The organism is Rhizobium leguminosarum, assembly GCF_004123835.1.
Taxonomy (GTDB): Bacteria; Pseudomonadota; Alphaproteobacteria; order Rhizobiales; family Rhizobiaceae; genus Rhizobium; species Rhizobium leguminosarum_M.
Map to the genome: position 1 here is coordinate 437,530 of NZ_MZMU01000002.1, position 25,306 is coordinate 462,835.

General features: G+C 61.0%; 24 protein-coding genes. 13 read left to right on the forward strand and 11 right to left on the reverse strand.

Annotation, left to right across the window (positions count from 1 at the left end; translation table 11 throughout):
• Positions 1–36 precede the first annotated feature (36 nt).
• Together B5P46_RS03465 and B5P46_RS03470 are read right to left on the reverse strand one after the other, a co-directional pair.
• Positions 37–1,338: an MFS transporter gene (locus B5P46_RS03465; RefSeq protein ID WP_206735302.1), complete on the reverse strand. Its 1,302-nt coding sequence runs from the start codon at positions 1,336–1,338 to the stop codon at positions 37–39.
• A 182-nt stretch (positions 1,339–1,520) separates the two neighbouring features.
• Positions 1,521–1,973, reverse strand: coding sequence for a MarR family winged helix-turn-helix transcriptional regulator (locus tag B5P46_RS03470; RefSeq protein ID WP_129417483.1), 453 nt, complete (start codon positions 1,971–1,973; stop codon positions 1,521–1,523).
• 200 nt (positions 1,974–2,173) lie between these two features.
• Between B5P46_RS03470 and B5P46_RS03475 the strand changes: the two genes are divergently transcribed.
• Genes B5P46_RS03475 through B5P46_RS03500 form a run of 6 tightly spaced genes read left to right on the forward strand, consistent with a single transcriptional unit; the run spans position 2,174 to position 7,204 of the window.
• Positions 2,174–2,713, forward strand: a complete 540-nt coding sequence (locus tag B5P46_RS03475; RefSeq protein WP_129417484.1) for a flavin reductase family protein — start codon at positions 2,174–2,176, stop codon at positions 2,711–2,713.
• 10 nt (positions 2,714–2,723) lie between these two features.
• Positions 2,724–3,956 carry a flavin-dependent monooxygenase gene (locus B5P46_RS03480; protein WP_129417485.1) on the forward strand — a complete coding sequence of 411 codons (1,233 nt, stop codon included), beginning with the start codon at positions 2,724–2,726 and terminating at the stop codon, positions 3,954–3,956.
• Between the two features lie 47 nt (positions 3,957–4,003).
• A complete protein-coding gene (tsdA, locus tag B5P46_RS03485; protein ID WP_129417486.1) occupies positions 4,004–4,984 on the forward strand; it encodes a gamma-resorcylate decarboxylase in 981 nt (326 codons plus the stop codon).
• Position 4,985: 1 nt separating this feature from the next.
• Positions 4,986–6,044: a maleylacetate reductase gene (locus tag B5P46_RS03490; RefSeq protein WP_129417487.1), complete on the forward strand. Its 1,059-nt coding sequence runs from the start codon at positions 4,986–4,988 to the stop codon at positions 6,042–6,044.
• Between the two features lie 18 nt (positions 6,045–6,062).
• A complete protein-coding gene (locus B5P46_RS03495; RefSeq protein ID WP_129417488.1) occupies positions 6,063–6,911 on the forward strand; it encodes an intradiol ring-cleavage dioxygenase in 849 nt (282 codons plus the stop codon).
• Positions 6,908–7,204, forward strand: a complete 297-nt coding sequence (locus B5P46_RS03500; RefSeq protein WP_129417489.1) for a YciI family protein — start codon at positions 6,908–6,910, stop codon at positions 7,202–7,204. The genes B5P46_RS03495 and B5P46_RS03500 overlap by 4 nt, the downstream gene beginning before the upstream one ends.
• A 101-nt stretch (positions 7,205–7,305) precedes the next feature.
• Here B5P46_RS03500 and ligD read toward each other — a convergent pair whose 3' ends face one another.
• The 9 genes from ligD to B5P46_RS34265 all read right to left on the reverse strand — a co-directional run bounded on the left by ligD (position 7,306) and on the right by B5P46_RS34265 (position 16,265).
• Positions 7,306–8,349 carry a non-homologous end-joining DNA ligase gene (ligD, locus tag B5P46_RS03505; RefSeq protein WP_129417490.1) on the reverse strand — a complete coding sequence of 348 codons (1,044 nt, stop codon included), beginning with the start codon at positions 8,347–8,349 and terminating at the stop codon, positions 7,306–7,308.
• Positions 8,350–8,646: 297 nt separating this feature from the next.
• Entirely contained in the window at positions 8,647–9,102 is a 456-nt protein-coding gene (locus tag B5P46_RS03515) for an RpiB/LacA/LacB family sugar-phosphate isomerase (protein WP_017996196.1), read from the reverse strand.
• A gap of 11 nt (positions 9,103–9,113) precedes the next feature.
• A complete protein-coding gene (locus tag B5P46_RS03520; RefSeq protein WP_129417492.1) occupies positions 9,114–9,884 on the reverse strand; it encodes a triose-phosphate isomerase in 771 nt (256 codons plus the stop codon).
• Positions 9,881–10,657 carry a DeoR/GlpR family DNA-binding transcription regulator gene (locus tag B5P46_RS03525; protein WP_003562480.1) on the reverse strand — a complete coding sequence of 259 codons (777 nt, stop codon included), beginning with the start codon at positions 10,655–10,657 and terminating at the stop codon, positions 9,881–9,883. Before B5P46_RS03525 ends, B5P46_RS03520 begins: the two co-directional genes overlap by 4 nt.
• A 100-nt stretch (positions 10,658–10,757) precedes the next feature.
• Positions 10,758–11,693 (reverse strand): sugar-binding transcriptional regulator, encoded by a 936-nt coding sequence (locus B5P46_RS03530; RefSeq protein ID WP_129417493.1) that lies wholly within the window; start codon positions 11,691–11,693, stop codon positions 10,758–10,760.
• 72 nt (positions 11,694–11,765) lie between these two features.
• Positions 11,766–12,698: a sugar phosphate isomerase/epimerase family protein gene (locus B5P46_RS03535; RefSeq protein ID WP_129417494.1), complete on the reverse strand. Its 933-nt coding sequence runs from the start codon at positions 12,696–12,698 to the stop codon at positions 11,766–11,768.
• A gap of 11 nt (positions 12,699–12,709) precedes the next feature.
• Positions 12,710–14,221: a glycerol-3-phosphate dehydrogenase gene (locus B5P46_RS03540; RefSeq protein WP_129417495.1), complete on the reverse strand. Its 1,512-nt coding sequence runs from the start codon at positions 14,219–14,221 to the stop codon at positions 12,710–12,712.
• A gap of 32 nt (positions 14,222–14,253) precedes the next feature.
• Entirely contained in the window at positions 14,254–15,828 is a 1,575-nt protein-coding gene (locus tag B5P46_RS03545) for an FGGY-family carbohydrate kinase (RefSeq protein ID WP_245456097.1), read from the reverse strand.
• Positions 15,825–16,265 (reverse strand): hypothetical protein, encoded by a 441-nt coding sequence (locus B5P46_RS34265; protein ID WP_164986442.1) that lies wholly within the window; start codon positions 16,263–16,265, stop codon positions 15,825–15,827. Before B5P46_RS34265 ends, B5P46_RS03545 begins: the two co-directional genes overlap by 4 nt.
• A gap of 359 nt (positions 16,266–16,624) precedes the next feature.
• On the opposite strand from B5P46_RS34265, the gene B5P46_RS03555 reads away from it, so the two are divergent.
• From B5P46_RS03555 to B5P46_RS03585, 7 genes are all read left to right on the forward strand, one after another.
• Entirely contained in the window at positions 16,625–17,281 is a 657-nt protein-coding gene (locus B5P46_RS03555; RefSeq protein ID WP_129417497.1) for a DUF2291 domain-containing protein, read from the forward strand.
• Entirely contained in the window at positions 17,278–18,822 is a 1,545-nt protein-coding gene (locus B5P46_RS03560) for a sugar ABC transporter ATP-binding protein (protein ID WP_129417498.1), read from the forward strand. The genes B5P46_RS03555 and B5P46_RS03560 overlap by 4 nt, the downstream gene beginning before the upstream one ends.
• 22 nt (positions 18,823–18,844) lie before the next feature.
• Complete coding sequence (locus B5P46_RS03565; RefSeq protein WP_129417499.1) at positions 18,845–19,897, forward strand: ABC transporter permease; 1,053 nt, start codon at positions 18,845–18,847, stop codon at positions 19,895–19,897.
• 112 nt (positions 19,898–20,009) lie between these two features.
• Positions 20,010–20,957 carry a D-ribose ABC transporter substrate-binding protein gene (locus tag B5P46_RS03570; RefSeq protein WP_003550839.1) on the forward strand — a complete coding sequence of 316 codons (948 nt, stop codon included), beginning with the start codon at positions 20,010–20,012 and terminating at the stop codon, positions 20,955–20,957.
• A 150-nt stretch (positions 20,958–21,107) separates the two neighbouring features.
• Positions 21,108–21,950 carry a DeoR/GlpR family DNA-binding transcription regulator gene (locus tag B5P46_RS03575; protein ID WP_062941572.1) on the forward strand — a complete coding sequence of 281 codons (843 nt, stop codon included), beginning with the start codon at positions 21,108–21,110 and terminating at the stop codon, positions 21,948–21,950.
• A gap of 37 nt (positions 21,951–21,987) precedes the next feature.
• Positions 21,988–23,517, forward strand: coding sequence for an FGGY-family carbohydrate kinase (locus tag B5P46_RS03580; protein WP_129417500.1), 1,530 nt, complete (start codon positions 21,988–21,990; stop codon positions 23,515–23,517).
• 37 nt (positions 23,518–23,554) lie between these two features.
• Positions 23,555–25,306, forward strand: coding sequence for a glycerol-3-phosphate dehydrogenase/oxidase (locus tag B5P46_RS03585; RefSeq protein WP_129417501.1), 1,752 nt, complete (start codon positions 23,555–23,557; stop codon positions 25,304–25,306).

Here is a 25,306-nt window from a genome sequence, read left to right on the forward strand (position 1 = left end):
AGGTTCTGGATGCGAGACCTGCCGACAATCTGGCCGTCAATCAGCCTTTTTGCGATACAGCAATGTCATGAGTGCGAGGACGCATCCTACGGCTCCGACTGATGCGAAGATGTAGAAGTTCCACTGCGGAGCCAGGCCTGCACCCAGAACCGCACCGCCGATGGCCGGTCCTATCATGCCGCCGATACGGCCGATGCCGAGCGAGAAGCCAAGGCCGGTTCCACGGATTTCGACCGGATAGAGGTTTCCAACGAGAACGTTAGCGAGGATCTGCGTGCCGATCGTTCCCGTACCTGCAAGTGCGACGAGACCATAGACCTGGAGGCCCTGATCCACCTGCGTCAGCAACCAGATCGAGCAGGCTCCGAGAAGAAACATACCTGCCACGACTATTTTGACGTTTCCGCGGTCGGCAATCCTCGCGCCGATCAGGAGGCCGATTGCGGCTCCGAGATTGAGCGTTACGGAGAAGAGCAGGGCAGAACCGAGGTCATAGCCCATCTTGTTCATGATGGTCGGAAGCCAATTGACCATACCGAATGTGAGCAGGAGCGAACAGAAGTGAATGCCCCATGCGTTCAATGTCGGCAGCAGGCGACCTTCGGAGAACAGTGACCGGATGCCGACCTGGCGTGACGCAACAGGCCTGGCTACGGGATTGGGCAGACCGTACTGGTTTGCGATCTGATTGGCTTCGGTCTGGCGGTTTTTCGTTGCCAGCCATTCGGGGGATTCGGGGATGAGGCGGATGAAGAAAGGCAGCAGCAGGATCGGTGCACCGCCGATGATCATCAGCGGCCGCCATCCGTATTTCTGCACCAGCAGCATTCCGAGGATACCCGAGATGATGCCGCCGGCCAGATAACCGAGAAGAGCAATCGAATAGGCCATTGCCTTCCGCTTCGGCGGAGAAAACTCGATGATCAAAGCGGTTACCGTAGGAAAAAGAGCGCCAAGGCCCAGACCGGCAAGGAAGCGTGTTCCCTCGAAAACGAGAAAGTTCGGCGCAAGACCGCTGCCGATCATCATCACGGAGAAGCTCAGCAGACTGGCTATGATGACCTTGCGACGACCTATCCTGTCAGCAAGTGTTCCGGCAACGAGAGCGCCCAGCAGCATACCGAACAGGGTGATGGAGGCAGCGCGTCCGACCATGCCCGGCGTCAGGCCCCAGCTGGCTTCACCGAGCAACGCCGGCGCGACTGCGCCATAAACGATCAGGTCATAGCCGTCGAACAGGATCAGCAGACCGCAAAGGGCGATGATGATATTCGGGCTGCGAACGCGTTCGTTGATAATAGCGAGATCTTGTATGGCCAATTTTCCCTCCCCATACATTTGCGTACAGGAAGTACGCTCCTGCCAGCGGCAGGTCCGCGTCGATCCGTGTACAAATCCTCCTGGATCGTTGCCGGCGTGGTTCCTCCCAGCGCCAGACTCACCCGCAAACGGGCTATGTCAAGACAACGATGACACGCTATTAAATACTTGCGAATAAAATATTTGCAACTGCAAACTTTTCAGCCCGCAACTTTTCCCTTTCCGGATATTGCCGGCAGGTTGCTGTGCATGCGGCGCAGCGCCTTCTTCAGTGCTGCGACCTCCTCGGCTGACATGTCCTGAACCGCGGTGCGTTCAAGCTCGACGGCAAGCGGCATGAGCCTTTCCGTCAGCGCCTCGCCCTGCGGGGTCAGTCTTACGATGACGATGCGGCCATTATCTTCCGGACGTGTTCTCGACACCAGTTTGCGCTTGGCCAGTGTGCCGACGAGGCGCGAAAGCGTCGAAATCTCGACAGAGACGACGTCGGCGAGATCCCCCAGGGTGCTCTCCCGGCGCTCCTTGAGCATGGCCAGAACCCGGTACATCGCCACGCTGAGATTGTCTTCGGCGATTCTCTGCGCGAACACTTCGGCTATCCGCACGCCGGCGCGATTGAGAAGATACGGAACGGAATCGGTAAGTTTGTACATGTCTCTGTCTGCTGACGGGATTCGGCTTGCTGAGGGCTCTCTCCGACATGCACCTAAATTACCGGGATGACAACACGATTGGCTTTCAGTCGCCGAGAACGGCTGGGTAGATCAAGCATTTTCCCGCTGACTTTTAAATTTGCGTTGACAACAGTTGCAAACGCAATAATCTAGATGCCAAGGAGACACGGGAGGAAATCATGTCTGCCACTGCTGCCCTCGGCATAGCGCCGGCCCCCGCACCCATCAGCGATGCGTTTCGATCGACCATGCGCCGTTTCCCGGCGACGGTGACGGTCATTTCCGCCTGTCGCAACGGTGCGGATCATGGAATGACGGCGACCGCCGTCACATCACTTTCGATGGATCCGCCATCTCTCATCATCTGCCTGAACAATCGCACCTATCTGCATGACATGCTGCTTGAGGTGCCGGAATTCGCAGTCAGCGTTCTGACCGACAGGCAGGCAGCCGTATCGGAAGGTTTCAGCGGCAAGATTGCGCCTGAGCGTCGGTTCGACGCTGCCGATTGGGTTCGCCATGAGCGCGGCATGATGGTGCTGGGCTCCGCTCATGCCTCGGTTGTCTGCCGCCGCATGGGCGCAGTTCCCTATGGAACGCACACGATCTTCATCGGGCAGGTGGTGGATACGCGCCATTCCGACGACACGATCGCACTGATGTACGAAAACTCGAAATATTGCGCGCCACAACACGCGCTTCCTGCATCCCAGAACTGAAGGTAGTTCCATGAACAATACAGCTGCCCTGTTTCCCGCCTCGGCGCGGGTTGAGAACGCATGTCTTGCAGATCGTATCGCCCCGGTGCTGGACGAAATCCGTGCCGGCGCGCGCGATACCGAAAAATCCGGCCGTGTGCCGGCGCGCAATATCGATCTGCTGCGCTCCGCCGGCTATTTCGATATCGTCAAGCCTGCCCGTTTCGGCGGCGACGAAGCATCCTTTGCCGAGCTTGTCGATGCAAATATCGAACTGTCGTCGGCCTGTGCCTCCACCGGCTGGGTTGCCGGCCTCCTTTCCGCGCATCAATGGCTCCTCGCCATGTTCGATGAAAGGGTTCAGCAGGAAGTGTGGGGCAGCAATCCGGATGCGCTGCTCTGCGGCTCCTATGCGCCGGTCCGCATAGCCGAACGCGTCGAGGGTGGTTTTCGGCTATCCGGCGATTGGGCCTTTGCGAGCGGATGCGAAAATGCCCAGTGGGCGCTCTGTGCGGCAATCATTCCGCCAAGCGGCGAGGGGGAGCGTCCTGTGCCGGCGTTCCTTCTGGTTCCCGCCAGCGACTATACCATCGCCGAGACCTGGGACGTGGTCGGCCTCGCGGGCACCGGCTCAAAAAGCCTGATCCTCAAAGACGTCTTCGTTCCGGAATACCGTATGCTGAGCTTTCCGGATGCGACCTCCGGCAGAACGCCGGGCGGACGTGGCTACAAGGGTATCGGCCTTTTCAACATTCCGCTGCTCATGGGGGTGCCGTTCTGCCTCGGCAGCACAGCCGTCGGTGCGGCGAAGGGCGCACTGGATAGCTATATCGACCACATGGGGGCCCGCGTGACACGTGGTGCGGTTGCCGGCGGCAACAACAAGATCGCAGAGTTTCCGACGATCCAGCTTCGCGTGGCGGAAGCCTCGGCATCCGTGGATGCGGCCCGCGAAATCATCCTGCGCGATATTGCCCGCGCGCAGCAACTGGCCCAGGCCCGCGAGGATGGCACCGGCGAGATCACCGAGGAAGATCGGATTCTTGCCCGCCGCAGCCAGTCCTTTGCGGTCAGCCTGGCCCTTCGGGCCGTCGAAGCACTCAATGCATCGACAGGCGGCCTCGGCCTCCAGATGTCCAACCCCGTCCAGCGGGCATGGCGCGATGCAAATGCTGTCGGGCGCCACATTTCCATGAACTGGGATGCCGTAGGCACCATGGTCGGCCAGCAGCTGCTCGGTCTTCCGCCCAAGGGACAATTCTAATCCGCCGTCCTTAGTATTTCGATTCAAGACAGGAAAGAGAGCATATCGTGCAAGGCAAGATCGCGCTTGAAGAACATTTCGCCATTCCCGAGACGCTGCAGGATTCGGCTGGATTCGTGCCGGGCGACTACTGGACAGAACTGTCCGCCCGTCTTCTGGATATCCAGGACAAGCGTTTGCGGCTGATGGATGCCCACGGCATCGAGAAAATGATCCTGTCACTGAACGCTCCAGCCGTGCAGGCGATCCCTGACAAGGCAAAGGCCCTGGAGATTTCCCGACGCGCCAACGACTTTCTGGCGGAGCAATGCGTTAAGAACCCGGACCGTTTCCTGGGATTTGCAGCTTTGCCCCTGCAGGATCCGGATGCGGCTGCGCAGGAACTGCAGCGCTGCGTGACGACACTGGGTTTCGTCGGCGCACTGGTCAATGGTTTTTCGCAGGAAGGCGACGGAACGACGCCGCTCTACTACGACCTGCCGCAATACCGTCCGTTCTGGGCCGAAGTCGAAAAACTCAACGTTCCCTTCTATCTGCATCCGCGCAACCCGCTGCCGCAGGATAGCCGGATCTATGCTGGCCATTCCTGGCTGATGGGTCCGACATGGGCGTTCGCGCAGGAGACCGCTGTTCATGCGCTGCGCTTGATGGGATCCGGCCTGTTTGACGAACATCCGGCTTTGCGGATCATCGTTGGTCACATGGGCGAGGGACTGCCATACATGATGTGGCGCATCGACAACCGGAATGCGTGGGTCAAGGTGAAAAAGAACTATCCGGCCAAACGCCCGATTGCCGATTATTTCAACGAGAATTTCTACATCACGACGTCGGGGAACTTCCGCACGCAATCGCTTATCGATGCTATGCTGGAAATCGGCGCGGACCGAATTCTGTTCTCGACGGACTGGCCATTCGAGAACATCGACCATGCTGCAAACTGGTTCGACAGCACGACCATCTCCGAAGCCGACCGGCTGAAGATCGGTCGCACCAACGCGGTTTCACTCTTCAAACTCGATCGATAGCATGGTTGCACCTTTCAGATACACGGTCAGCGCGGCCCAGGTGATATTCGGGAGCGGCTCGTTGAACCGTCTCGCCGAGGCGACTGCAGGGCAGGGCGGCAAACGCGCCCTGATCCTTTCGACCCCGCACCAGAAAGCGGAGGCTGAACGCATCGCCGCATCCCTCGGCCCGCTTGCGGCGGGACTGTTCCACGATGCGACGATGCATACGCCGGTCGATGTGACCGAGCGCGCGATGGCGGCATATAACGCAGCCGGCGCCGATTGCGTCGTCGCGATCGGCGGCGGATCGACGATCGGTCTCGGCAAGGCAATCGCCTATCGCAACGACGCGCTGCAAATCGTGGTGGCGACGACCTATGCGGGATCGGAGGTTACACCGATCCTCGGCCAGACAGAGAACGGGCAGAAGACGACGGTCCGCGGGCCTGGTATCCTGCCCGAAGTGGTGATCTACGACCCTGAATTGACATTGGGATTGCCGGTCAACATCAGCGTCAGCAGCGGGCTCAATGCAATGGCGCACGCCGTCGAAGGTCTCTACGCGCAGGATCGCAACCCCATTTCGTCAATGATGGCGGTCGAGGGTTTGCGTGCGCTGAAGCAGGCTTTGCCTCAAATCGTCAATGCACCTAGGGATATCGAGCCGCGAAGCGAAGCGCTTTACGGTTCCTGGCTGTGCGGCACGGTGCTCGGAGCGGTTGGCATGGCCCTGCACCACAAGCTTTGCCATACGCTGGGCGGCAGTTTCGATCTGCCGCATGCGGAAACCCATGCGGTCATTCTTCCCCATTCTGCTGCCTACAATGCCGCAGCCGCAGCGGATGCGCTAAAGCCCGCGGCCGATCTTTTTGGCGGCTCGCTGGGCAGCGGTCTTTATGATTTTGCCGCTTCGATCGGCGCCCCCATGGCGCTGCGAGATCTGGGTATGAAGGAAGCCGATCTGGATCATGCGGCGGAACTCGCCGCCCGGAACCCCTACTGGAACCCGCGCCCGATCGAACGGAAAGCGATCCGGGCTTTGTTGCAGAGCGCCTGGGAGGGCGCGCGGCCGCGTTAATGCTAGGAGGATGGCCAAGTGCCTGAATATTTCACTGAAGAGAGATCCGTGGAAGCCGTCAACTCGCGGATGGGGCAGGGCGTTGATCCGCGTCTGGCCGAAGTCATGGCGTCGCTTGTCAAGCACCTGCATGCCTTTGCCAAGGACATCAGCCTGACCCAGGAGGAATGGGAGCTGGCCATCGGCTTCCTGACCCGTACCGGCCATCTCTGTCATGAGGAGCGACAGGAGTTCATCCTGCTCAGCGACACGCTGGGTTTGTCGATGCTGGTGGATGCAATCAACAACCGTCGTCCGCCAGGCGCCACGGAAAATACGGTGTTTGGACCTTTCCATGTCGAAGGCGCGCCCGTACGGCAGATGGGTGAAAACATCTCGCTCGACGGCAAGGGCGAGAGCTGTCTCTTCATCGGGCGAGTGCTGGATCTTAACGGCAATCCGATCGAGGGAGCCCGGATCGATGTATGGTCGGATAATTCCGACGGCTTCTACGACGTTCAGCAGCCGGATATCCAGCCGAAATGGAACAACCGGGGCATTTTCGTCACCGGCGCAGATGGCGCCTATAGTTTCGTCGGCATAAAGCCGGTTTCCTATCCGATCCCGGATGACGGCCCGGTCGGCCAGATGTTGAGGTCCCTCGGCCGCCATCCCTACCGTCCTGCCCATACCCATTACCTGATCACGGCTTCAGGTTATCAAAAGCTCGTAACCCACACTTTTGTGGGCGACGATCCCTATCTGCAATCCGATACGGTGTTTGGCGTCAAAAACAGCCTGGTCGCGCCTTTCGAGCGTGTCGATCATCCGACGATCTGGCGCTCCGATTTCGATTTCGTGCTGACGCCGGTGGAGAATAGACAATGATCGTAGCCCGCTACGCGATATCCGACCCCGGCAAGGCTGCCGAACGCTCCCGATTGCTCGATGAGCACAAGGCCTATCTGCATGGCGCGGCGATCCGCATCCTGCTGTCCGGACCTTCCGCGCCGCCGGCGGAGGGCAAGGGTTCCACCGCAATCGTGATCGCGCAAGTCGAAACGCTCGCCGAGTTCGAGGCGTTCAGCGCAGGAGACCCCTTCGTCCGTTCCGGTGTTTACGCGAGCGTCGATATATTCGAATGGCGGCCCAGTTTTGGGCTTCTTCTGGAGAGTCTCTGATCGGTGAAAGCGATCAAATCTAGAGCACGATGCCGAAAAGTGTCAGCGGCTTTCGGACGACATCATGCTCTAACTCTTTAATTTAGAACAGGATTCAGGCTTTAGGTCATATCGAAGACCGCGGCGTTGTCCTGAACCTCGCGCAGCCCCTTGTACGAGGCATGGCGGAGATTGCCGTCATCCGTCCAGCCGCGAAACTCGATCTCGGCGATCAGCGTCGGCTGGACGAGGACGAGGCGCTTGCCATTCAGCGGAACGACCGGCCGGCTCGTCTTCAACCGGTCCAGCGTCTTTTTCAAGTATTCAGCATCCCTGGCACCGAAACCGGTTCCGACGGAGCCAACGTAGATCCAGTCAAGCCCTCGTCTGCCGGCCAGCAGCAGCCTGCCGATGCCGCCGCGAGCGGATGCCGACTGCTCATAACCGACGATCATGAAGCTCTCGCTCTGGACGCATTTGATCTTCAGCCAGTCGCCCGTGCGGCCACTGCCGTAGGGCCGGTCGCGGTGCTTGGCGATGATACCTTCCAGATGATGATGGCAGGCGTGCTCGAGGAGTTCTTCGGCCGGCAGCTCTATCTCCTCGGAGAGGCGGATCGTCTGATCGTCGCCGTCCGGTATCAGGTCTTCAAGCAGGTGTCGGCGTACGTCAAGCTCGGTGCCGGTCAGATCGTGTCCATCGAGATAGAGAAGGTCGAAGGCGACGAGGATCGACTCGGTCGATACTCGCTTACCGCCCCGCCCGCCGAGCGAGCGCTGCAGTGCGCCAAAATCCGATCGGCCATGATCATCGAGTACAACGGCCTCGCCATCGAGAATGGCGGTCGTTACCCCAAGCTCTTTCGCTGCCGTGGCGATGGTGGGGAAGCGATGGGTCCAGTCATGGCCGCCGCGGGTGATGACCCGCACGCCCTTCGGCTCAACGTGGATTGCCAATCGATAGCCATCCAGCTTCACCTCGTAGAGCCAGTCCGGTCCCACGGGCACGGTCGGCTTCAGCAGCGCAAGGCAGGGCTCGACGCGCGACGGCATTGGATCGAAGGGCAGACTGGGCTGGTCGGGGTCGCGCTTGCGGATCGGACGAGACTGCAGCGTTGAGCGAGATTCGTCGAGCAAGGGCAGAATGGGGCGGCGCGGGCGCTTCATGAGTATGTCCGACGCCTCCCCGGCTGGATTTCGGCGTCGACCGAGTTGCGCAGAATATTCATGGTTCTGATGACATTGCTCGGTGCCGGCCCTTGCTTTTCCCTGCTCTTGGGCTTTGCCCTGTACGGCCTTTTCATCTGCTTCTTCTTCGCTTCGATGGCAACAACGCGACTCAACCGAATCATTCGGCCGATTGTTCCGAGTCGAAACGAATCTCAATTCAACGACTTAACGTGTCGGTGCCTCCGGCCCGAAATCGCTGCCGGATCTGGATCCGGCCGAGCAGTCGTCCATTCTTCAACGGGCGCTGTACTTCGCGTCAAGATCATCCATGGCCTTGACGTTACCGGCAGAGCGGCCGTTCTCGTCGAAGGTCTGGGCAAGAAATGCGTCAGCGATCGACTTTGCAAGCTCCGTTCCGATGACGCGGGCTCCCATGGTGATGATCTGCGCATTGTTGGAAAGCGCGGCACGCTCGGCAGAATAGGTGTCGTGCGTCAGGGCGGCACGGATGCCCGGAACTTTGTTGGCCGAGATGCAGACGCCGATGCCGGTGCCGCAAACGAGGATCGCCTTGTCGTAGGTGCCGTCGATGACTCCCGAGGCTACGCGGTCCGAGAGGTTGGCGTAGAATGGATCGGCACCGGCGCTGGTGCGCGAGACTTCGTACACGTCGAAGCGCTCCTTCAGATGGTCGGCCAGGATCTTGGCGAGTCCTTCGCCGGCGCTGTCTCCTGCAATGGCAAGCTTCATTGTCTTTCTCCTCAGAGTTTGGCGGCGCATTTGGCCAGGATGTCGAGGTAACCTTCGACATTCCAGGCCGAACGGCCGATGAAGAGCCCGTCGATATGCGGGCTCGAGATCAGTTCTTCGCAGTTCTGCGGGTTGACCGACCCGCCGTAGAGGCAGGGGATCTTCCGGCCCAGCGCGTCTTCGGCAACGGCGATGATTTCAGACTGGCGGGCATCCGCATAATCCGCAGTCGCCGGAATGCCCTTCTCGCCGATCGCCCAGACCGGCTCGTAGGCGAGCAGGATCTCGGCGCTTTTCTGGGCGCCCGAAAGTTTCGAAAGCGCACCGCGCACCTGGGTTGCGAGGATGTCGGCAGCCTTTCCGCTTTCGCGGTCGGAAAGCGTCTCGCCAATGCAGATCAACGGGATGAGACCGTGGCGAACGGCCGCTTCGGTCTTCAGACCCACAGTCTCGTCGGTCTCTCCAAAATGTTCGCGCCGCTCGGAATGGCCGAGCTCGACGAGATCGAGATTGCAGTCCTTCAGCATCACCGGTGAGACTTCGCCGGTCCAGGCGCCCTGGTCGGCCCAATGCATGTTCTGGGCGCCGACCTTCACCGAGGTCTTGGCAAGCATCGCCTTGACCTCGCGCACCGCCGTGAAGGGCGGAATCACGAAGCGCTGGATGCGCGGGTCACGCGCGGCATCGGCAGCTTCGAGACCGCTGGCGAAATGCTCGGCTTCAGCAAGCGTCTTGTTCATCTTCCAACTGGTGCCCATCCAGAAACGCGGCTTTTCGGTCATGTCGGGTCCTGCGTTGATGCAATGGTGAGCGTAATGCCCGCCTGCTCGAATTCCTCGAGGACAGCAGCATCCGGTGCGCTGTCGGTGATAATCGCGTCGAAGTCGGCCAGATCCGCCATGACGTGCAGAGCGGTGTGGCCGATGCGCTGATGGTTGACCAGAAGGCAGGTCCTGGTCGACGACGCGATCATCGCCCGTTTGGCGCGCACGACGTTATCGTCCATGTGATAGGCGCGCCCGCCGCTGACGGCAGGCGTCGAAATAAAGGCGATGTCGGCTCTCAGCCGCGACAATGCCTCCTCGGTAACAACGCCGAGATAGGCGTTGAATTTGGCCGAGTAGATGCCGCCGAGCGCGATCAGCGTGATGCCGGCTTCACCTTTCAGCCGCTCCATGATCGCCGCGTTGTTGGTGATCAAGGTCAGCGGTCGCTTCTGCAGCAGCATTTCGCCGAGCACGGCCGCCATCGAGCCGTCGTTTACCATCACCGTCATCCCCGGCTCGACCAGTTCCAGTGCGGTCTCAGCCATTGCCAGCTTGGCCTCGTTGCCCTGGCGTTCTCGAATGCGGAAGTCGCTTTCGAACTGCGTTCCGGCGTCAATGGTCGCGCCACCGCGAACCTTGCGCAGGACGCCCGCCTGCTCGAGATCGTCGAGATCGCGATGGATCGTCATCTTTGACACGGTGAAGCGATCGGCAAGGTCGTCGAGATCGACGGTCTTGTTTTCGACGAGCAGGTTGACGATCAACTGCTGCCGCTCTTCTCGCCTCATTCCGGTCTCCCACCATCGTTGATGTTAAGATAACGGAGCGTACGTGATAATCAACATTTATTGTGTTATTTTGCGATCAAATGTTGTTGTCTTCCCTTAGCTACTTCAGCAGTGCCTGCGCGGTTCGTTCGTCGGTGATCAGCCCGAAAAGGCGGCGGCTATTCAGAATTGCCCGGATGGCCGGCACTTTCGACTGTCCGCCCGCCAGCGCCACGAGCCGCTCCTTCTTGGTTTTGGGAAAAGACGCAGACAGCGTGCGCGCCGTCAGAGCGGTGTCGAGGATGTGGCCGTCGGCGTCGAAAAAATGTCCGAGGATTTCGCCGACGCCGCCTGCGGCAGCGATGTCGTCGATTTCACCGGGCTCGACCATGCCGGACAAAACCAGCTGCGCCTCGGCATCGACAGTGCCCAGGCCGACGAGCTTCAGATCGGCATTATTGGCAAGATCGAAGACTTCTTTGACGGCACGCTGCGCCTTCAGCACTTCGCGGTCCTCGCCGGTATTGGCGAAAAAGGGAACCGGCATCACATAGGCATGAGTGCCGGTCTTTTCGGCGATGCGATGCATCACGTCATAGGGATTGGCGCCGTAGTTTCGTGTCAGCCCGCCAAGCAACGAGACGAAGCGCAGGTTCTTCGCGCTTACCCTCGGCATATATTGGACGGCGGCGGAAAGCGTGCGGCCATGACCAAGGCCGATGACCGTATTGTCGCCGCGCTCGATCTCGCGCTTGAGATAGCCGGCGCCGGCATGGCCGAGTGCGCGAAGCGGCAAGCCTTCTTCGCCGAGATCGGGTGCGACCTCGCAATATTGAAGCCCGAACCGTTCCGAAAGCCGCATCTCCAGCTCGACGCATTCGACGATATCCCCGTCGATGGTGACTTTGACGACGCCATCGGCGACCGCTCTGGCGATCAGGCGATGGGCCTTTACCGACGGCACGCCGAGGCGGCGAGCAACGTCGGACTGCGTCAGGCCACCGGCATAGTGAAGCCAGGCAGCTCGCACGGCAAGCGTATCATCGGCGTCCGTCATCACGGCTCCCTTTCGAACGTCACACACGGCGATTCCGCCGTATCGCAATGTTGCCTTTTAAAGATCCCCGCCTCAGATGTTCAAGTCGGCGACGCCGGTGTCGATATGCGGCGCCCAGAAGGCGACGCTTTCGGCGATCTGCGGAATGACCTGGCGATCATTCGGCTCGCGTTCCTTGAAGGAGAGTTCGAGGCAGATTTCATTGTCCTTCGCCCCACCTTCGGCCAGCGCCTGGAGCAGAGGTGCCGGCTGTATGCGGCCCTTGGCGTTGAATTCGGCGGTAAAGGGCCGGTGCCCGCCCTTGTCCATCAAGCTCTGTTTGATGTGGATGATCGGCGATACCGGCGGGACGGCGCGCGCCCAGGCATAGGGGTCGTAGTCGTCGGGATCGGCGGAGGTGATGTCGCCATGATCGATGTCGGCCATCATCCACATCGGGATGGCCATTCCGGCGGATGTCAGCCGCTCCTGCAGCAACAGGCAGGCGCCGATCGTCTCGCCGAACTCGCGGCCGATGCTCATCGGCTCCCAGAACATGTAGGAAAGGCCGGCGGTGCGCGCGTGCTCGGCGACATCGGCCCAACAATCGATCGCGATCTTGATCAGTTCCTCGCGTCTGGCCGGATCGTCGAAATCCTTATAGGTGAAGATCGCAAATTGCGTGCCGATCGAATGGCCGCCGAGATCGGCGGTGATGTCGGCAAAATTCTTGAACCAGTCGATGTAGTAGCGGCGCACATCGGCATCCGGATGTCCGAAATGGTTGAGGCGCCCATAGGGGCCAGTCATGCCCGAGGTGACCCGCACACCGGTGCGCTTCAGCGCAGCGCTCATCGTGCGCGTCAGGCGGCGGATGACGGGCGCCGGCCAGCTCGGATTGATGAACTCGTGGGTCAGTTGGAGGTCGCGGATCCGCAAATCATGCGCAACCGTGTCGATGAGGTCGTCTGGGTCGGCGAAGCGGTTCACCAGCGGATTGGTATTCAGCGAAAGGGTCAGCGGCATGACGGCATCCTTCAGGCGGCGGCAAGGCGGGTTGAAGCAAACCACTCGCCAAAGGCCACGCGCTCCGCTTCATTCAGATGGAGATAGTGTTTGGTGCGGCGATAGAGGATGTCCTCGGCCGTTTCGGCCCATTCCGTGACGACGAGATAGCGGGCCTCGGCCTCATAGAGCTGTCCGCCGAAATGCCGCCCAAGCCCTTCTAAGCCCGTCGCGCCGGCAACCACATTCCTGGTGCGGGCGCCATAGAGACGGCCGTAGTGATGCACGAGCTCGCGCGGCATCCAGGGATAGATATCGCGCAGGCTGTTGGCGAAAGTTTCATAGTCGGCGTTCGGAATTTCGCCGCCCGGCAGCGGCGCTTTCTCCGTCCAGTCGCCTCCCATGTTCGGGAAGATGTGCTTCAGGCGCTGCATCCCGCGTTCGGCGAGCTCGCGGAATGTGGTGATCTTGCCGCCGAAGACATTGAGCAGCGGAGCGCCGCCTGTCTCGTCGAGATCGAAGACATAGTCGCGGGTAACGGCCGACGGATTGCCCTTGCCATCGTCAAACAGCGGGCGCACGCCGGAGAAGCTGTGCAGCACGTCGTGGCGACGCAGCTTTTCCTTGAAATAGCGATTGACCGCCTTGAGCAGGTAATCGATCTCCGTCTCGTCGGCGGCAACATCCTCGGCCCGGCCTTCGTAAGCGATATCGGTCGTCCCGATCAGCGCCTTGTCGCCCTCATAGGGATTGATGAAAATGACGCGTTTGTCGTGGTTCTGCACCAGATAGGCATTGGCGCCCGCCCAGAACTTCGGCACGATGATGTGGCTGCCCTTGACGAGGCGGACGTTGCGGCCGGAGTTCGAACCGGCGACGCGATTGATGATGTCCATCACCCAGGGGCCGGCGCAGTTCACCAGACATTTGGCACGGAAGGTTCGCGTCTCCCCCGTGGCGTTGCTTTTCGTGACCACGATCCAACCGCCATTCTCGCGACGGGCCGACACGGCCGGCGAGCGGGTCAGCACCAGAGCGCCGTTTTCCGCTGCGCTGACCGCATTCAAGGTCACGAGGCGGGCGTCGTCGACCCAGCAATCGGAATATTCAAAGCCGCGTCTGTATTGATCGAGGATCGGCGTGCCTTCCGGGTCGCGGAGCAGGTTGAGCGTGCGCGTCCCGGGCAGCTTCTTCCGGCCGCCGAGATGATCGTAGAGGAAGAGGCCAAGCCGCACGAGCCATGCGGGGCGATCCTCAGGGCTGTGCGGCAGGACAAAGCGCATCGGCCAGATGATATGCGGCGCGGCGTTGAGCAGCACTTCACGCTCGATCAGCGCTTCGCGCACCAGGCGGAATTCATAATATTCGAGGTAACGCAGACCGCCATGCACCAGCTTGCCCGAGCGCGACGAGGTTCCCTGGGCCAGATCGTCCTTTTCGCACAGCACGACCTTCAGGCCGCGGCCGGCAGCATCGCGTGCTATCCCGGCGCCGTTGATGCCTCCGCCGATGACGAAGAGATCCAGGAGTTCGGGTTCGGTCATGTCATGCTCCTTCGATGCCTGCTGCATCAGAATTACGCGCCCAGCGGCGACGTCGTTGCGGCTTCGGCAAGCTTGTCCCAGGCGGGCGCCATTGCCTGGCGTACATCGGTGTAGGCAGAAAAGAGCCGGTCGAACCGGTGGGCCTCGCTGGCATCCGGTGTCTCCGGATCGCCGAGCAGCGGCGTCACCCAGTCGGCAATGCAATCGTCCATCCTGGAATAGACGCCGACAGCCACCGCGGCCATCATCGCCACGCCGGCCGCTCCCGTCTCCTCGCGGCGCGACTGGCGGATCGGTGCGTTAACGGCCGCCGAAAGTGAACGGCGAAGGGCGACGGAGCGTGTTGCCCCGCCGGTGACCCGCAACTCTTCGGGCATCGCGCCCATCGCCGCGTAGCAGTCGCGGGTGGCAAGCCCCAACCCTTCGACCACGCTGCGCAGCAGGTCGGGGAAGCCGTGACGCATCGAAAGCCCGGTGAAGCCCGCTCGCGCATTGGCGTTGACGAAAGGACCACGTTCGCCCGCTTCGGAAATATAGGGATGGTAAAGCACCGACCCCGGTCGGCTTTCTGCAAACCAGCCGTCGATGCGCGCAATGAGGTCTGCATGCGAAGCAGGCTTGCCTGCCTCGGCCATGAGATAGGCGGCGACACCGAGGATCCAGTCGATGTTGATCGTGGCGCCCATATTCGTCTGGACCTGAGTGACGATGCCGGGGATGGGCAGGGCGATCACATAGCCGGTGCCCTCACGATTGAGCTGAACGTCGGCAACGGACTTGGCGCGCAAGTGCACGCCGGTCGAGCCGATCGTCGAGCAGGCCGCGTTGCGAGCGCCGCTGCGCACGCCTGCACCAAGCGCCGTCATCACCATGTCGACATAACCGAGACAGACCGGCGTTCCGGCAAGAAGCCCGCAGGCCTTCGCCGCCTCCGATGTCAGCGGGTGGCTGATCTCGCTGCCGTCGATGATTTCGGGCAGGAGCCCGCGTCTGTGGTCGAGGCCGAGCGCGTCGATCACCACTGCATCATACTGGCGCGTTCTGAAATTACCGAAGGTGAAACTTGCCTCCGATGGATCGGTTGCCCGCGCGCCCGTGAGGTTGAGATAGAGCCAGTCCTTGCAGTGCAGCGCCGTCTCCGCCCGGTCGAGAAGATCCGGCGTGAAGCGGTCCATATGGGCGAGTTGCGCGCCCTGCTGGCACGTGTTGAGACCGGTGCCTGTTGCCTCGAAGCGGGCACGATTCTGCGTTCCGCCGGCGAGCGATGTGACTGTCGGCGCGGCGCGCGCGTCGAGCCACAGCCAGGCATCGGCAACCGGCCTATTGCCGCGGCCGACGAGCCAGGTGCCGTCGCCCTGTCCGGTGACGGCGATGGCTGCGGTGCGTGATGCAAGAGCGGGGACTTTTTCGCCGAGGCCACGCAACGCGCTGGCGCAATCGACCCAGGTCTGATCCAGCGACTGCGTTGCCGAGCCATCGTCTCCGGTGGTGTATCTGTTGCGAACGGAGGCCGTGGCGATCTGGCGTCCGGACAGATCGAAGGCGACAGCCTTGATGACCGAGGTGCCGGCGTCTATCCCAATGATGATCTTCTGGGTCGATGTCATCGCAGGCCTATCTCGCCACCATGGCAAGTGCCGCGGCGGGCAATACGCGCATCAAATTCATCCGAAGTCCTCCCGATCCCTAAACTCTCTGGGATGATGCATCCGGCTGCCAACGTCGGTCCTTTCACGGGTAACGGCAAGCGCGCCGCCGTTGGCAAATCCCGGATCTGGCGTGCAGCCGAAACCTCCCTAGCTTCACTCGAAAACATAACATAAAGATACCATAATGCCAGTAAGATTTTTCTAGCGATGTAATTTTTTTCATCTAAAATAGAAGAGTAAGAAGTTTGCTTCCGCGCCGCCGCGCCATCAGCGGGCGGCATCAAAAGCCGCAGTGTGCGCAATGTTCCATCTGTGAGATATTGCATTAAAAACAGACGGATGGCGCCAGTACACGTTTGAATGACAAGTGTGAAAACGTCTGCATTTGCCGTCACTTTTTGCTGCACCGCAGCGTGATGAACAAGATGTGAGGTCGTGCATTTCCGTCGAATTGCCGCGAAAGTGCCGTTGACAGCTTATAAAATATATAACATCATTTACGGCATAAGTAACATACTTCTATCACGGAAGTGCGCTTCCTGATGGAGAATTTGCAGGCCCAGGCGGTTGGAGGAGACAGCCGCCGGTCTTGTTGAGGAGGGAGGCTTCCAATGCGAATTTTCGTCCAGAGTTGCGCTCTTGCGGGCGGCCCGCCGGCTTCTGTTCCGGTGCGACGCAATGCTTCAGCCCGTCTGCGATCATCGTCGCGCTAGCCTTCTCCATCTCGCTATTCCAAGCCAAAGGCCGCCCGGACATGAGTACATCGCCCGATTATGCAGCATCAAAGCCGAGCAGCGGCAATCGCACGCTCCTTGTCAGTGCGGCGTTGGCGGTCATCGTCGTTGCAGCGATCGCGTTCGATACGACGGTCGTCAGGATCGGCTCCGAAAACGATGTCCGGCAGCAGGCATTCTCTCCGGAAACCTTCGGCGCCGAGCAGTTCCCGAAGATCAAGGCGAATGTCGAGGAGCGGGCCGTTGCGGCCGCCGATCTCGCGGCCGCCATTGCCGCCGACAAGAAGGCGGCGGCCGAGAAATACGGCACCGCAACGAGCACCGGCCCGGTTATTCCCGTCACGCTGACCGGCGTTTTCGGGGCCCGCAAGTCGAACACCAACGAAATGAAGATCGATGGGTTGCCTCCCGAGACGGTGGTCCGTGTCCAGACCGGCCCTGCGGTCAACGGCACGGACCTCCGCGATGCAACCGGCACCATCGAATTCGGCCAGTTTACCAACCAGATCCAGTATCAGGATGCCGGCTCGGCCATCAATAACGAGATGAAGAAGGCGGTTTTTGCAGGCCTGGATGCTGACGCCCTGGACGGAAAGCAGGCGACCGTGGTCGGCGTTTTCAAGCTCATCAACCCGAAGAACTGGCTCGTCACGCCGGTGAAGGTCGAGCTCAAATGAACCAGCCGCAACGCAGCAACGGGGCGAAAGGCGAGGTCGTCCTCGCTGCCCGCAACATCGCAAAATCCTACGGCAGCGTTCACGCCCTCAAGGGGGTGAACTTCGACATCCATCACGGCCAGGTCACAACGCTGTTCGGGGAGAACGGCGCGGGCAAGTCGACCTTGATGAAGATCCTTTCGGGTGTCGCGCAGCCAAGCTCCGGCGAGATCATTCTCGACGGCTCGGCGATCAGTTTTACCTCGTCGACCCATGCGCGCGAGTGCGGGATCTCGATCATCCACCAAGAGCTCAGCCTCGCGCCCAATCTCAGTGTGCGCGACAATATTTTCATGGGCCGGGAGATCATCAAGGGCGGTGTCGTCGACTTCGCTGAAGAGGCGCGTCAGACCCGCGCGCTGATGGAGGAGCTCGAGGAAGACATCGATCCGCTAACGCGCGTCGAGGATCTCCGCCTCGGCCAGCAGCAGATTGTCGAGATTGCGCGGGCACTCTCCGTCAATTCGCGCATCCTGATCATGGACGAGCCGACCTCGGCGCTGAGCGCGACCGAGGTGGAAGTGCTCTTCAAGGTCATCCACGACCTGACGAGCCGAGGCGTGTCGATCGTCTACATCTCGCATCATCTGGAAGAGGCGCTGCAGATCACTAATCACGCCGTCGTTCTGCGCGACGGAAACATGACGGCCTATGCCGAGCGCAAGGATATCGATCTCGAATGGATCGTCCGCAACATGGTCGGCGAGAATTTCGACCTCGGCAGCCCGCCGGAAGGTCACCAGTTCGGAAACGTCTCGCTTTCCATCGAAAACCTCAGTGTCCCCGGTCCCTCCGGCGCTGCCTATAATGCGGTCGATCGTCTGTCTCTCAAGGTGCGTGCCGGTGAGATCGTCTGCATCTACGGGCTGATGGGCGCCGGGCGCACGGAACTGCTCGAGTGCATTGCCGGACGTCTGCGCGCAAGTGGCGGACAGGTTCTGCTCGAAGGACAGGACGTCAGTGGACTCAGCATCGCCGGGCGCATTGCCAGCGGTCTCGTGCTCGTGCCCGAAGATCGCCAGCGCGACGGTCTCGTCCAGACGATGACGGTCGGCTCCAATCTGTCGCTAGCGAGTATCCGCGCCTTCACCAAGGGGCTTTTCACCTCCGGCCACCGCGAGCGCGATCTCGTCAATGACGCGATCCGGCGGGTGCATGTGAAAACCGACGGCGGTGCAGCTTCGATCGGCTCGCTCTCCGGCGGCAACCAGCAGAAGGTCGTCATCGGCAAGATGCTGGCAACCCAGCCGAAGGTCATCCTGCTCGATGAGCCAAGCCGCGGCATCGACATCGGGGCCAAGGCGGAAGTTTTCAAGTTGCTCGCGGAGCGCGCCAAGCAGGGATTGGCGGTCATCTATTCGACGTCCGAAGTCAATGAATGCCTGAGCATCGCGCACCGCATCATCGTCATGCATCGCGGCAGGATATCGGCCGAGTTCGGCTCGGATGTCACCAAGGAAAAGATCATGGCCGCCTCCGGCGAAGCCGTGGTCGCGCACTAGCCTGGATTATGGAGCACTGATTATGTCAGTCACGAACATCACCGAAAAGAAATCAGTTTCCAGCGGGCCGAAGCGCAATACCAATATCGTGCGTCTCATCCTGGAGGGCCGGGCCTTCTTCGCGCTGATCGTCATCATCGCGGTTTTCTCGTTCCTGTCGCCCTATTACTTCACGCTGAACAACTTCCTGATCATGGCCTCGCACGTCGCCATCTTCGGCATTCTGGCGATCGGAATGCTGCTCGTCATCCTGAATGGCGGCATCGACCTTTCGGTCGGCTCGACGCTTGGGCTTGCAGGCTGCATCGCCGGTTTTCTGATGCAGGGCGTCACGCTCACCTATTTCGGCGTCATTCTCTATCCGCCGGTCTGGGCCGTCGTCGTCATCACATGTGCGCTCGGTGCGCTGGTCGGTGCGGTCAACGGCGTGCTGATCGCCTATCTCAAGGTGCCGGCCTTCGTCGCCTCGCTCGGCGTGCTCTACGTGGCCCGCGGTATCGCGCTTTTGATGACCAATGGCCTGACCTACAACAATCTCGGTGGCCGTCCGGAACTCGGCAATACCGGCTTCGACTGGCTCGGCTTCAATCGGCTCGCAGGCATTCCGATCGGGGTCATCGTACTTGCGGTTCTCGCGATCGTTTGCGGCATCGTGCTGAGTCGCACCGCCTTCGGCCGCTGGCTCTATGCCTCAGGCGGTAACGAGCGTGCTGCCGACCTGTCCGGCGTCCCGGTCAAGCGCGTGAAGATCATCGTCTATGTGCTTTCGGGCGTCTGTGCCGCAATCGCCGGCCTGGTCCTCTCCTCGCAGCTGACCTCGGCCGGTCCGACGGCAGGCACAACCTACGAACTGACGGCGATCGCAGCCGTGGTCATCGGCGGCGCGGCGCTGACCGGCGGCCGCGGTACGGTCCGCGGCACCATGCTCGGCGCTTTCGTCATCGGCTTCCTTTCGGACGGCCTCGTGATCATCGGCGTCTCGGCCTACTGGCAGACAGTATTTACCGGCGCTGTGATCGTTCTCGCCGTCCTCATGAACAGCATCCAATACGGCCGCCGGGTCAAATCGTCCTGACGGCTGAGACCGAAACTTATCCACGACGGCAGGCTGGAGTCCAGGAAAGCCGATTGGGGAAAGCAACGCCGGATCACCGGCAATAACTGAGCTCACGAATGGGAGAGAGACTATGTTTAAGAAAGGCATGCGCATACTTCTGGCCGCCGCGGCCGTAGCACCGCTTCTGGCAAGCTCGGCTTGGGCAGCGGGCATGATGACGATCATCGTCAATGATCCGTCGAATCCCTATTGGCTGACGGAAGGCAATGTCGCCAAGGCAACCGCCGAAAAGCTAGGCTACACGGCCTCGGTCAACGCCCACAAGGGTGACACCAACACCGAAAGCAACCTGATCGATACGGCGATCACCAACAAGTCGGTGGCGATCATCCTCGACCCGGCAAATGCCGACGGTTCCGTCGGTGCGGTCAAGAAGGCCGTTGCTGCCGGCATCCCGGTCATCCTCGTCAACGCCGAAATCAACCAGGAGGGCCTGGCGAAGGCGCAGCTTGTTTCCAACAACGCACAGGGTGCCGCCCTCGGCGCGCAGCAATGGGTCGAAGCGATCGGCGACAAGGGCAACTATGCCGAACTCTTCGGTGCTCCGTCCGACAACAACGCGGCAACGCGGTCGAATGGCTACGAGACTGTCCTTTCGCAGTATCCGGATCTGAAGAAGGTCGCCAAGGAAGTTGCCAACTGGGACCGCACCCAGGGCCACAACAAGATGCAGTCCATGCTGCAGGCCAACCCGGATATCGTCGGCGTCATCTCGGGCAATGACGAAATGGCGCTCGGTGCGATCGCGGCACTCAAGGAAGCCGGCAAGCTCGCCAATGTGAAGGTCGGCGGCTTCGACGGTTCTCCGGATGCCGTTGCTGCCATCAAGGCAGGCGAACTCCAATACACCGTCCTCCAACCGGTTGCCGTCTTCTCCGAAGAAGCCGTCAAGCAGGCCGATAACCTGATCAAGACGGGTAACACGGGTGCCAAGAGCGAGAAGCAGCTCTTCGATTGCCTGTTGATCACCAAGGACAACATCGACAAGTACACCGGTCCGTTCGTCCTGGCGCAGTAAACGGTAAGAGGGCGCTCGCTAGAGCGCCCTCATTTTCATGCTGGAAGCGATGGCCGGCGATCCAACCGCCGGTTGCGCTTCGCCTTTTTGCCTTGGCGCGGCAATCACTGTACGAAGCTGGGATCCATAATTCAGCGACAGGGGTGACCCGTGACACAGAAGACCAGCCGGGACGACGATCTGTTGGACCAGCTCACCAGCGACAGCCGGCAGACGCGCCAAATCGCGCGCCGCCGCATGATTGCAGAGGCCGTGATGGGTGAAGGCTCGATGCGGATTGAAGACCTGACCGACCGCTTTGGGATCAGCCTGATGACCGCTCACCGCGATGTCGATGAACTCGTCAGTCGCGGCCTCTTCAGGAAGACGCGTGGCATCGTCACTGCGGCGGCGACCAATCTCATCGAATCCAGCGATGTCTATCGCTCCAACCGTCAGTCGGCCGAAAAGAAGCTGATCGCCGAGGCGGCAATGCAATTCGTCGAACCGGGACAGGCGATCTTTTTCGATGACTCGACCACGGTTCTTCAGATGGCAGCACATCTGCCTTCGAAGGCGCCGGTCACCGCAATCACCAATTCCCTGACGCTGATGAATGCGCTGACGGGCCTGCACGACGTGACGCTGCTCGCCCTCGGCGGCCAGTATTACAATTGGTGCAATGCCTTCATGGGCCGCATGACCATCAACGAGATCAAGGCTCTCAGGGCAGATGTGGCGTTCATCTCGATGTCGGCGATCAGCGATGGCACGGTGCTGCACCAGTCCCCTGAAACAGTCGATACCAAGCGCGCCATGTTCGACTGTTCCGTAAAACGCATCCTGCTTGCCGATCATACCAAGTTCGAACGGCGTGCACTCCACAGTTTCGCAGCACTGGATGAGTTCGACGTCGTTATCGTCGACGACAAGACCCAGCCGGTGCATATCGACCGCATGCGGTCCAGAGATATCAACGTGGTCATCGCCAAGGGCGCCGGAGGGCGCTCCTGACAGCGCCGGCCCGTTGCCCCTCATGAGGTAAACCTGAATGCCGACACTGCTCGGGATCGATAGTGGTTTGACAGTCACCAAGGCGGTCATCTTCGATATCGACGGCACGCCGCTTGCAGTCGCCCGGCGCCGCGTCACGCAGTTCATTCCGAAGACCCGCCATATCGAGCGCGACATGGATGAATTGTGGAACGCGACGGCCGATGCCATCCGCGAGGCGATTTCGCTCAGCGGACGGCCGGCAAGCGACATAGAGGGCATTGCCGCTACCGCACATGGAGACGGCATCTACCTGCTCGATCACGCCCGGAAGCCGCTCGGCCGGGCCATTCTCTCGCTGGACAGCCGGGCAGGGGCGATCGTCGACCGGTGGACGCAGAGCGACGTCGCCGACCTGGCGATCGAACTGACGGGACAGATCCCGCACGTCTCCGCGCCATCGGCATTGCTTGCCTGGATCCGCGAAATGGAACCTGAGCGCTACAAGCGCATTGGCCATTTCTGCAGCTGCAAGGACTGGCTGCGGTTCTGCCTGACCGGGATCATCGGTACGGACCGCACCGAAGCCAGCACCTCCTTCACCAATGTCAAAACGCAGAACTACAGTGAGGACGCCCTGCGGCTGTTTGGCTTGCAGGATCTCGTCGACGCCCTGCCACCAGCCTCGCGCTCCGACCAGATCGTCGGGCGCGTGACCCGTGAAGCCGCGCAGCTGACGGGCCTTGTCGAAGGGACGCCTGTCGTTGCCGGTCTGCACGACGTCACGGCCTCGGCGCTCGGGGCAGGGGGTTATGCCAAGGGCGTTGTCGCGGTCATTGCCGGGACCTATTCGATCAACGAGACGCTTTCGTCGGAACCGCGTGTCGACCGGCGCTGGTTCTGCCGCAACGGGATTGCGCCCGGCATTTGGAACAGCATGTCGATCTCGCCTGCATCGACAGCCAATTACGACTGGTTTCTGGACACGCTCTGCGCTGCCGAGCGAACGAATGGCGAGGTGCGAGGCAACTCGATCCACGCCCTGCTGGCGCCCGAGATCGACGCCGCCTTCGAACGCCCCTCGACGGCGCTCTTCCATCCCTATCTGTTCGGCTCGCCTTATGGCGCAGCCGCCAGCGCCGGCTTCTTCGGGCTCGGTGGATGGCACGACCGCGGCGACATGCTGCGCGCCGTGCTTGAGGGCATCGCCTTCAATCATCGCATCCATGTCGATGCGCTTCGCGACGGCTTTGCCTTCGATCAGGCGCGGCTCGCCGGTGGCGTCTCGCGCAATCCTGCCGTCGTGCAGATGTTTGCCGATGTGCTTGGCATGCCGGTCACGGTAACCGAGACGGATGAGGCGGCCGCCTGGGGTGCCGCGCTTTGTGCCGGGTCCGGCGCCGGTATCTTTGCCGATCCGCAGAGCGATCCGCGCGACACGGCCTCGATCGCGAAGACTTGCCGGCCGGATGCGGCGCGCAGCGCGGATTATGAAAAGCGTTACCAGGTATTCCGCGACATTGCCGACGCGATGATCCCCCTTTGGCCGAAGATTGCCGCGCTTGCGCCGGAGCAATCGGCAAACTGAAAAGACAAATGCCTGCTGCGGCGGGCGATTTAGGACGATGAGCATGACCCCCGATTTGCAGCAGCGCTTCTCGAATCTCGGCGAGAACGATATCGACGTTTTGATCATCGGGGCGGGCATCAACGGTGCCGGCCTGTTCCGCGACCTCTCGCTACAGGGTGTCAATTGCCTGATCGTCGACAAGGCCGACTTTGGCTCCGGCACGAGCGCCGCACCATCGCGGCTCATTCACGGCGGCCTGAAATATCTGGAAACGGGCGAATTCGGACTGGTTGCGCAGTCGACGCTTGAGCGCAACCTCCTGCTCAAGAACGCGCCGCATTGCGTCGAGCCGCTGCCGACCTTCATTCCGGTCTTTTCCTGGACGCGCGGCATCTGGGCAGCGATCCGGACGCTCTTCGGGTCGAAGACGGCGCCACGCAGCCGTGGTGCGGTTCTCATCAAGATCGGGCTTCGGCTCTACGATTTCTTCGGTTCGCGCGACCAGGTCATGCCGCGCCACCGGCTGATCCTGAAGAAACAGGCGCGCCGAGAGATGCCGCATATTACCCCCGCCATCGTCGCCGGCGGCATCTATTACGACGCCAAGATCAGCAGGCCGGAGCGGCTCGTCTATGAGCTCGTGCGTGATGGTCTCGATGCGAATGCGGGGAGCCTCGCGACAAATTTCGCGACACTGGCTGCCGTTTCAGAAGGGCGTTTGACCTTCCGGCAGCCCGATGGTCGTGATGTCACCGTTGCTCCCAAGCTGGTCGTCAATGCGGCAGGTCCCTGGATCGATCACGTCAACACTTTGCTCGGCGCTCCATCGCGGCTGATCGGCGGCACGAAGGGTTCCCATATCCTGCTTGACCATCCCGAATTGGTGCGAAGCCTCAACGGCCACATGATCTATTTCGAGGCCGATGACGGCCGCATCTGCCTGGTCTACGACTATCTCGGGCTGGCACTGGTCGGGTCGACCGACATTCCGGCAGGTGATCCGGACAATGTCTCCTGCGAGGAGCCGGAAACGGAGTATTTCCTCGAAAGCATCCGCTCGCTGCTGCCAACGCTTCGCTTCGATCGCGATCAGATCGTTTACAGCTACAGCGGCATCCGCCCGCTGCCGGCATCGGATGCGACCGCACCGGGGCTGATCAGCCGCGACCACTCCGCGCCGGTGAAGGAACCCGAGGACGGCAGACCTTTTCCGGTCATTTCGCTGGTCGGAGGCAAGTGGACGACGTTCCGCGGCTTTGCGGAAGAGGTCGCCGACACCGTTCTCTCCCGGCTGCAACGCCGCCGCAGCCAGTCAACACGCTATCTGGCGATCGGCGGCGGCAAGGCCTTTCCGGCGGATGCTGAGCAGCGTAACGCCTGGATTAGCGATACCGCGGCGCGCAGCGGCGTTGCTGCCGAGCGTGCCGACGAACTGCTCGGCCGCTACGGCACGACGGCTGTGTCCCTGCTTTCCTCCCCTTCAAACTATTCCGACGAACAGCGCCTGACGGGTGCTGCACGTTACAGTCTCCTGGAGATCGACTGGATCGCCCGGAACGAACTCGTTATCCATCTGTCGGACATCGTGATGCGCCGCACGACGCTTGCGATCGAGGGTCGGTTGACGCTCGCAGGCTTGCGGGAAATCGCCGGCGTTGCCGAGGCGGCGCTCGGCTGGAGTGCCGAACGAACGGCAAGCGAAATCCAGGAGGTTGTCAGCCAGCTGAGCCGTTTCCACGGCCAAACGCTAACGGGCAAGCCTGCCCCCGCCGAGCCGGAAAAGGCAGCCCGCCCGGCGTTGGGCTAG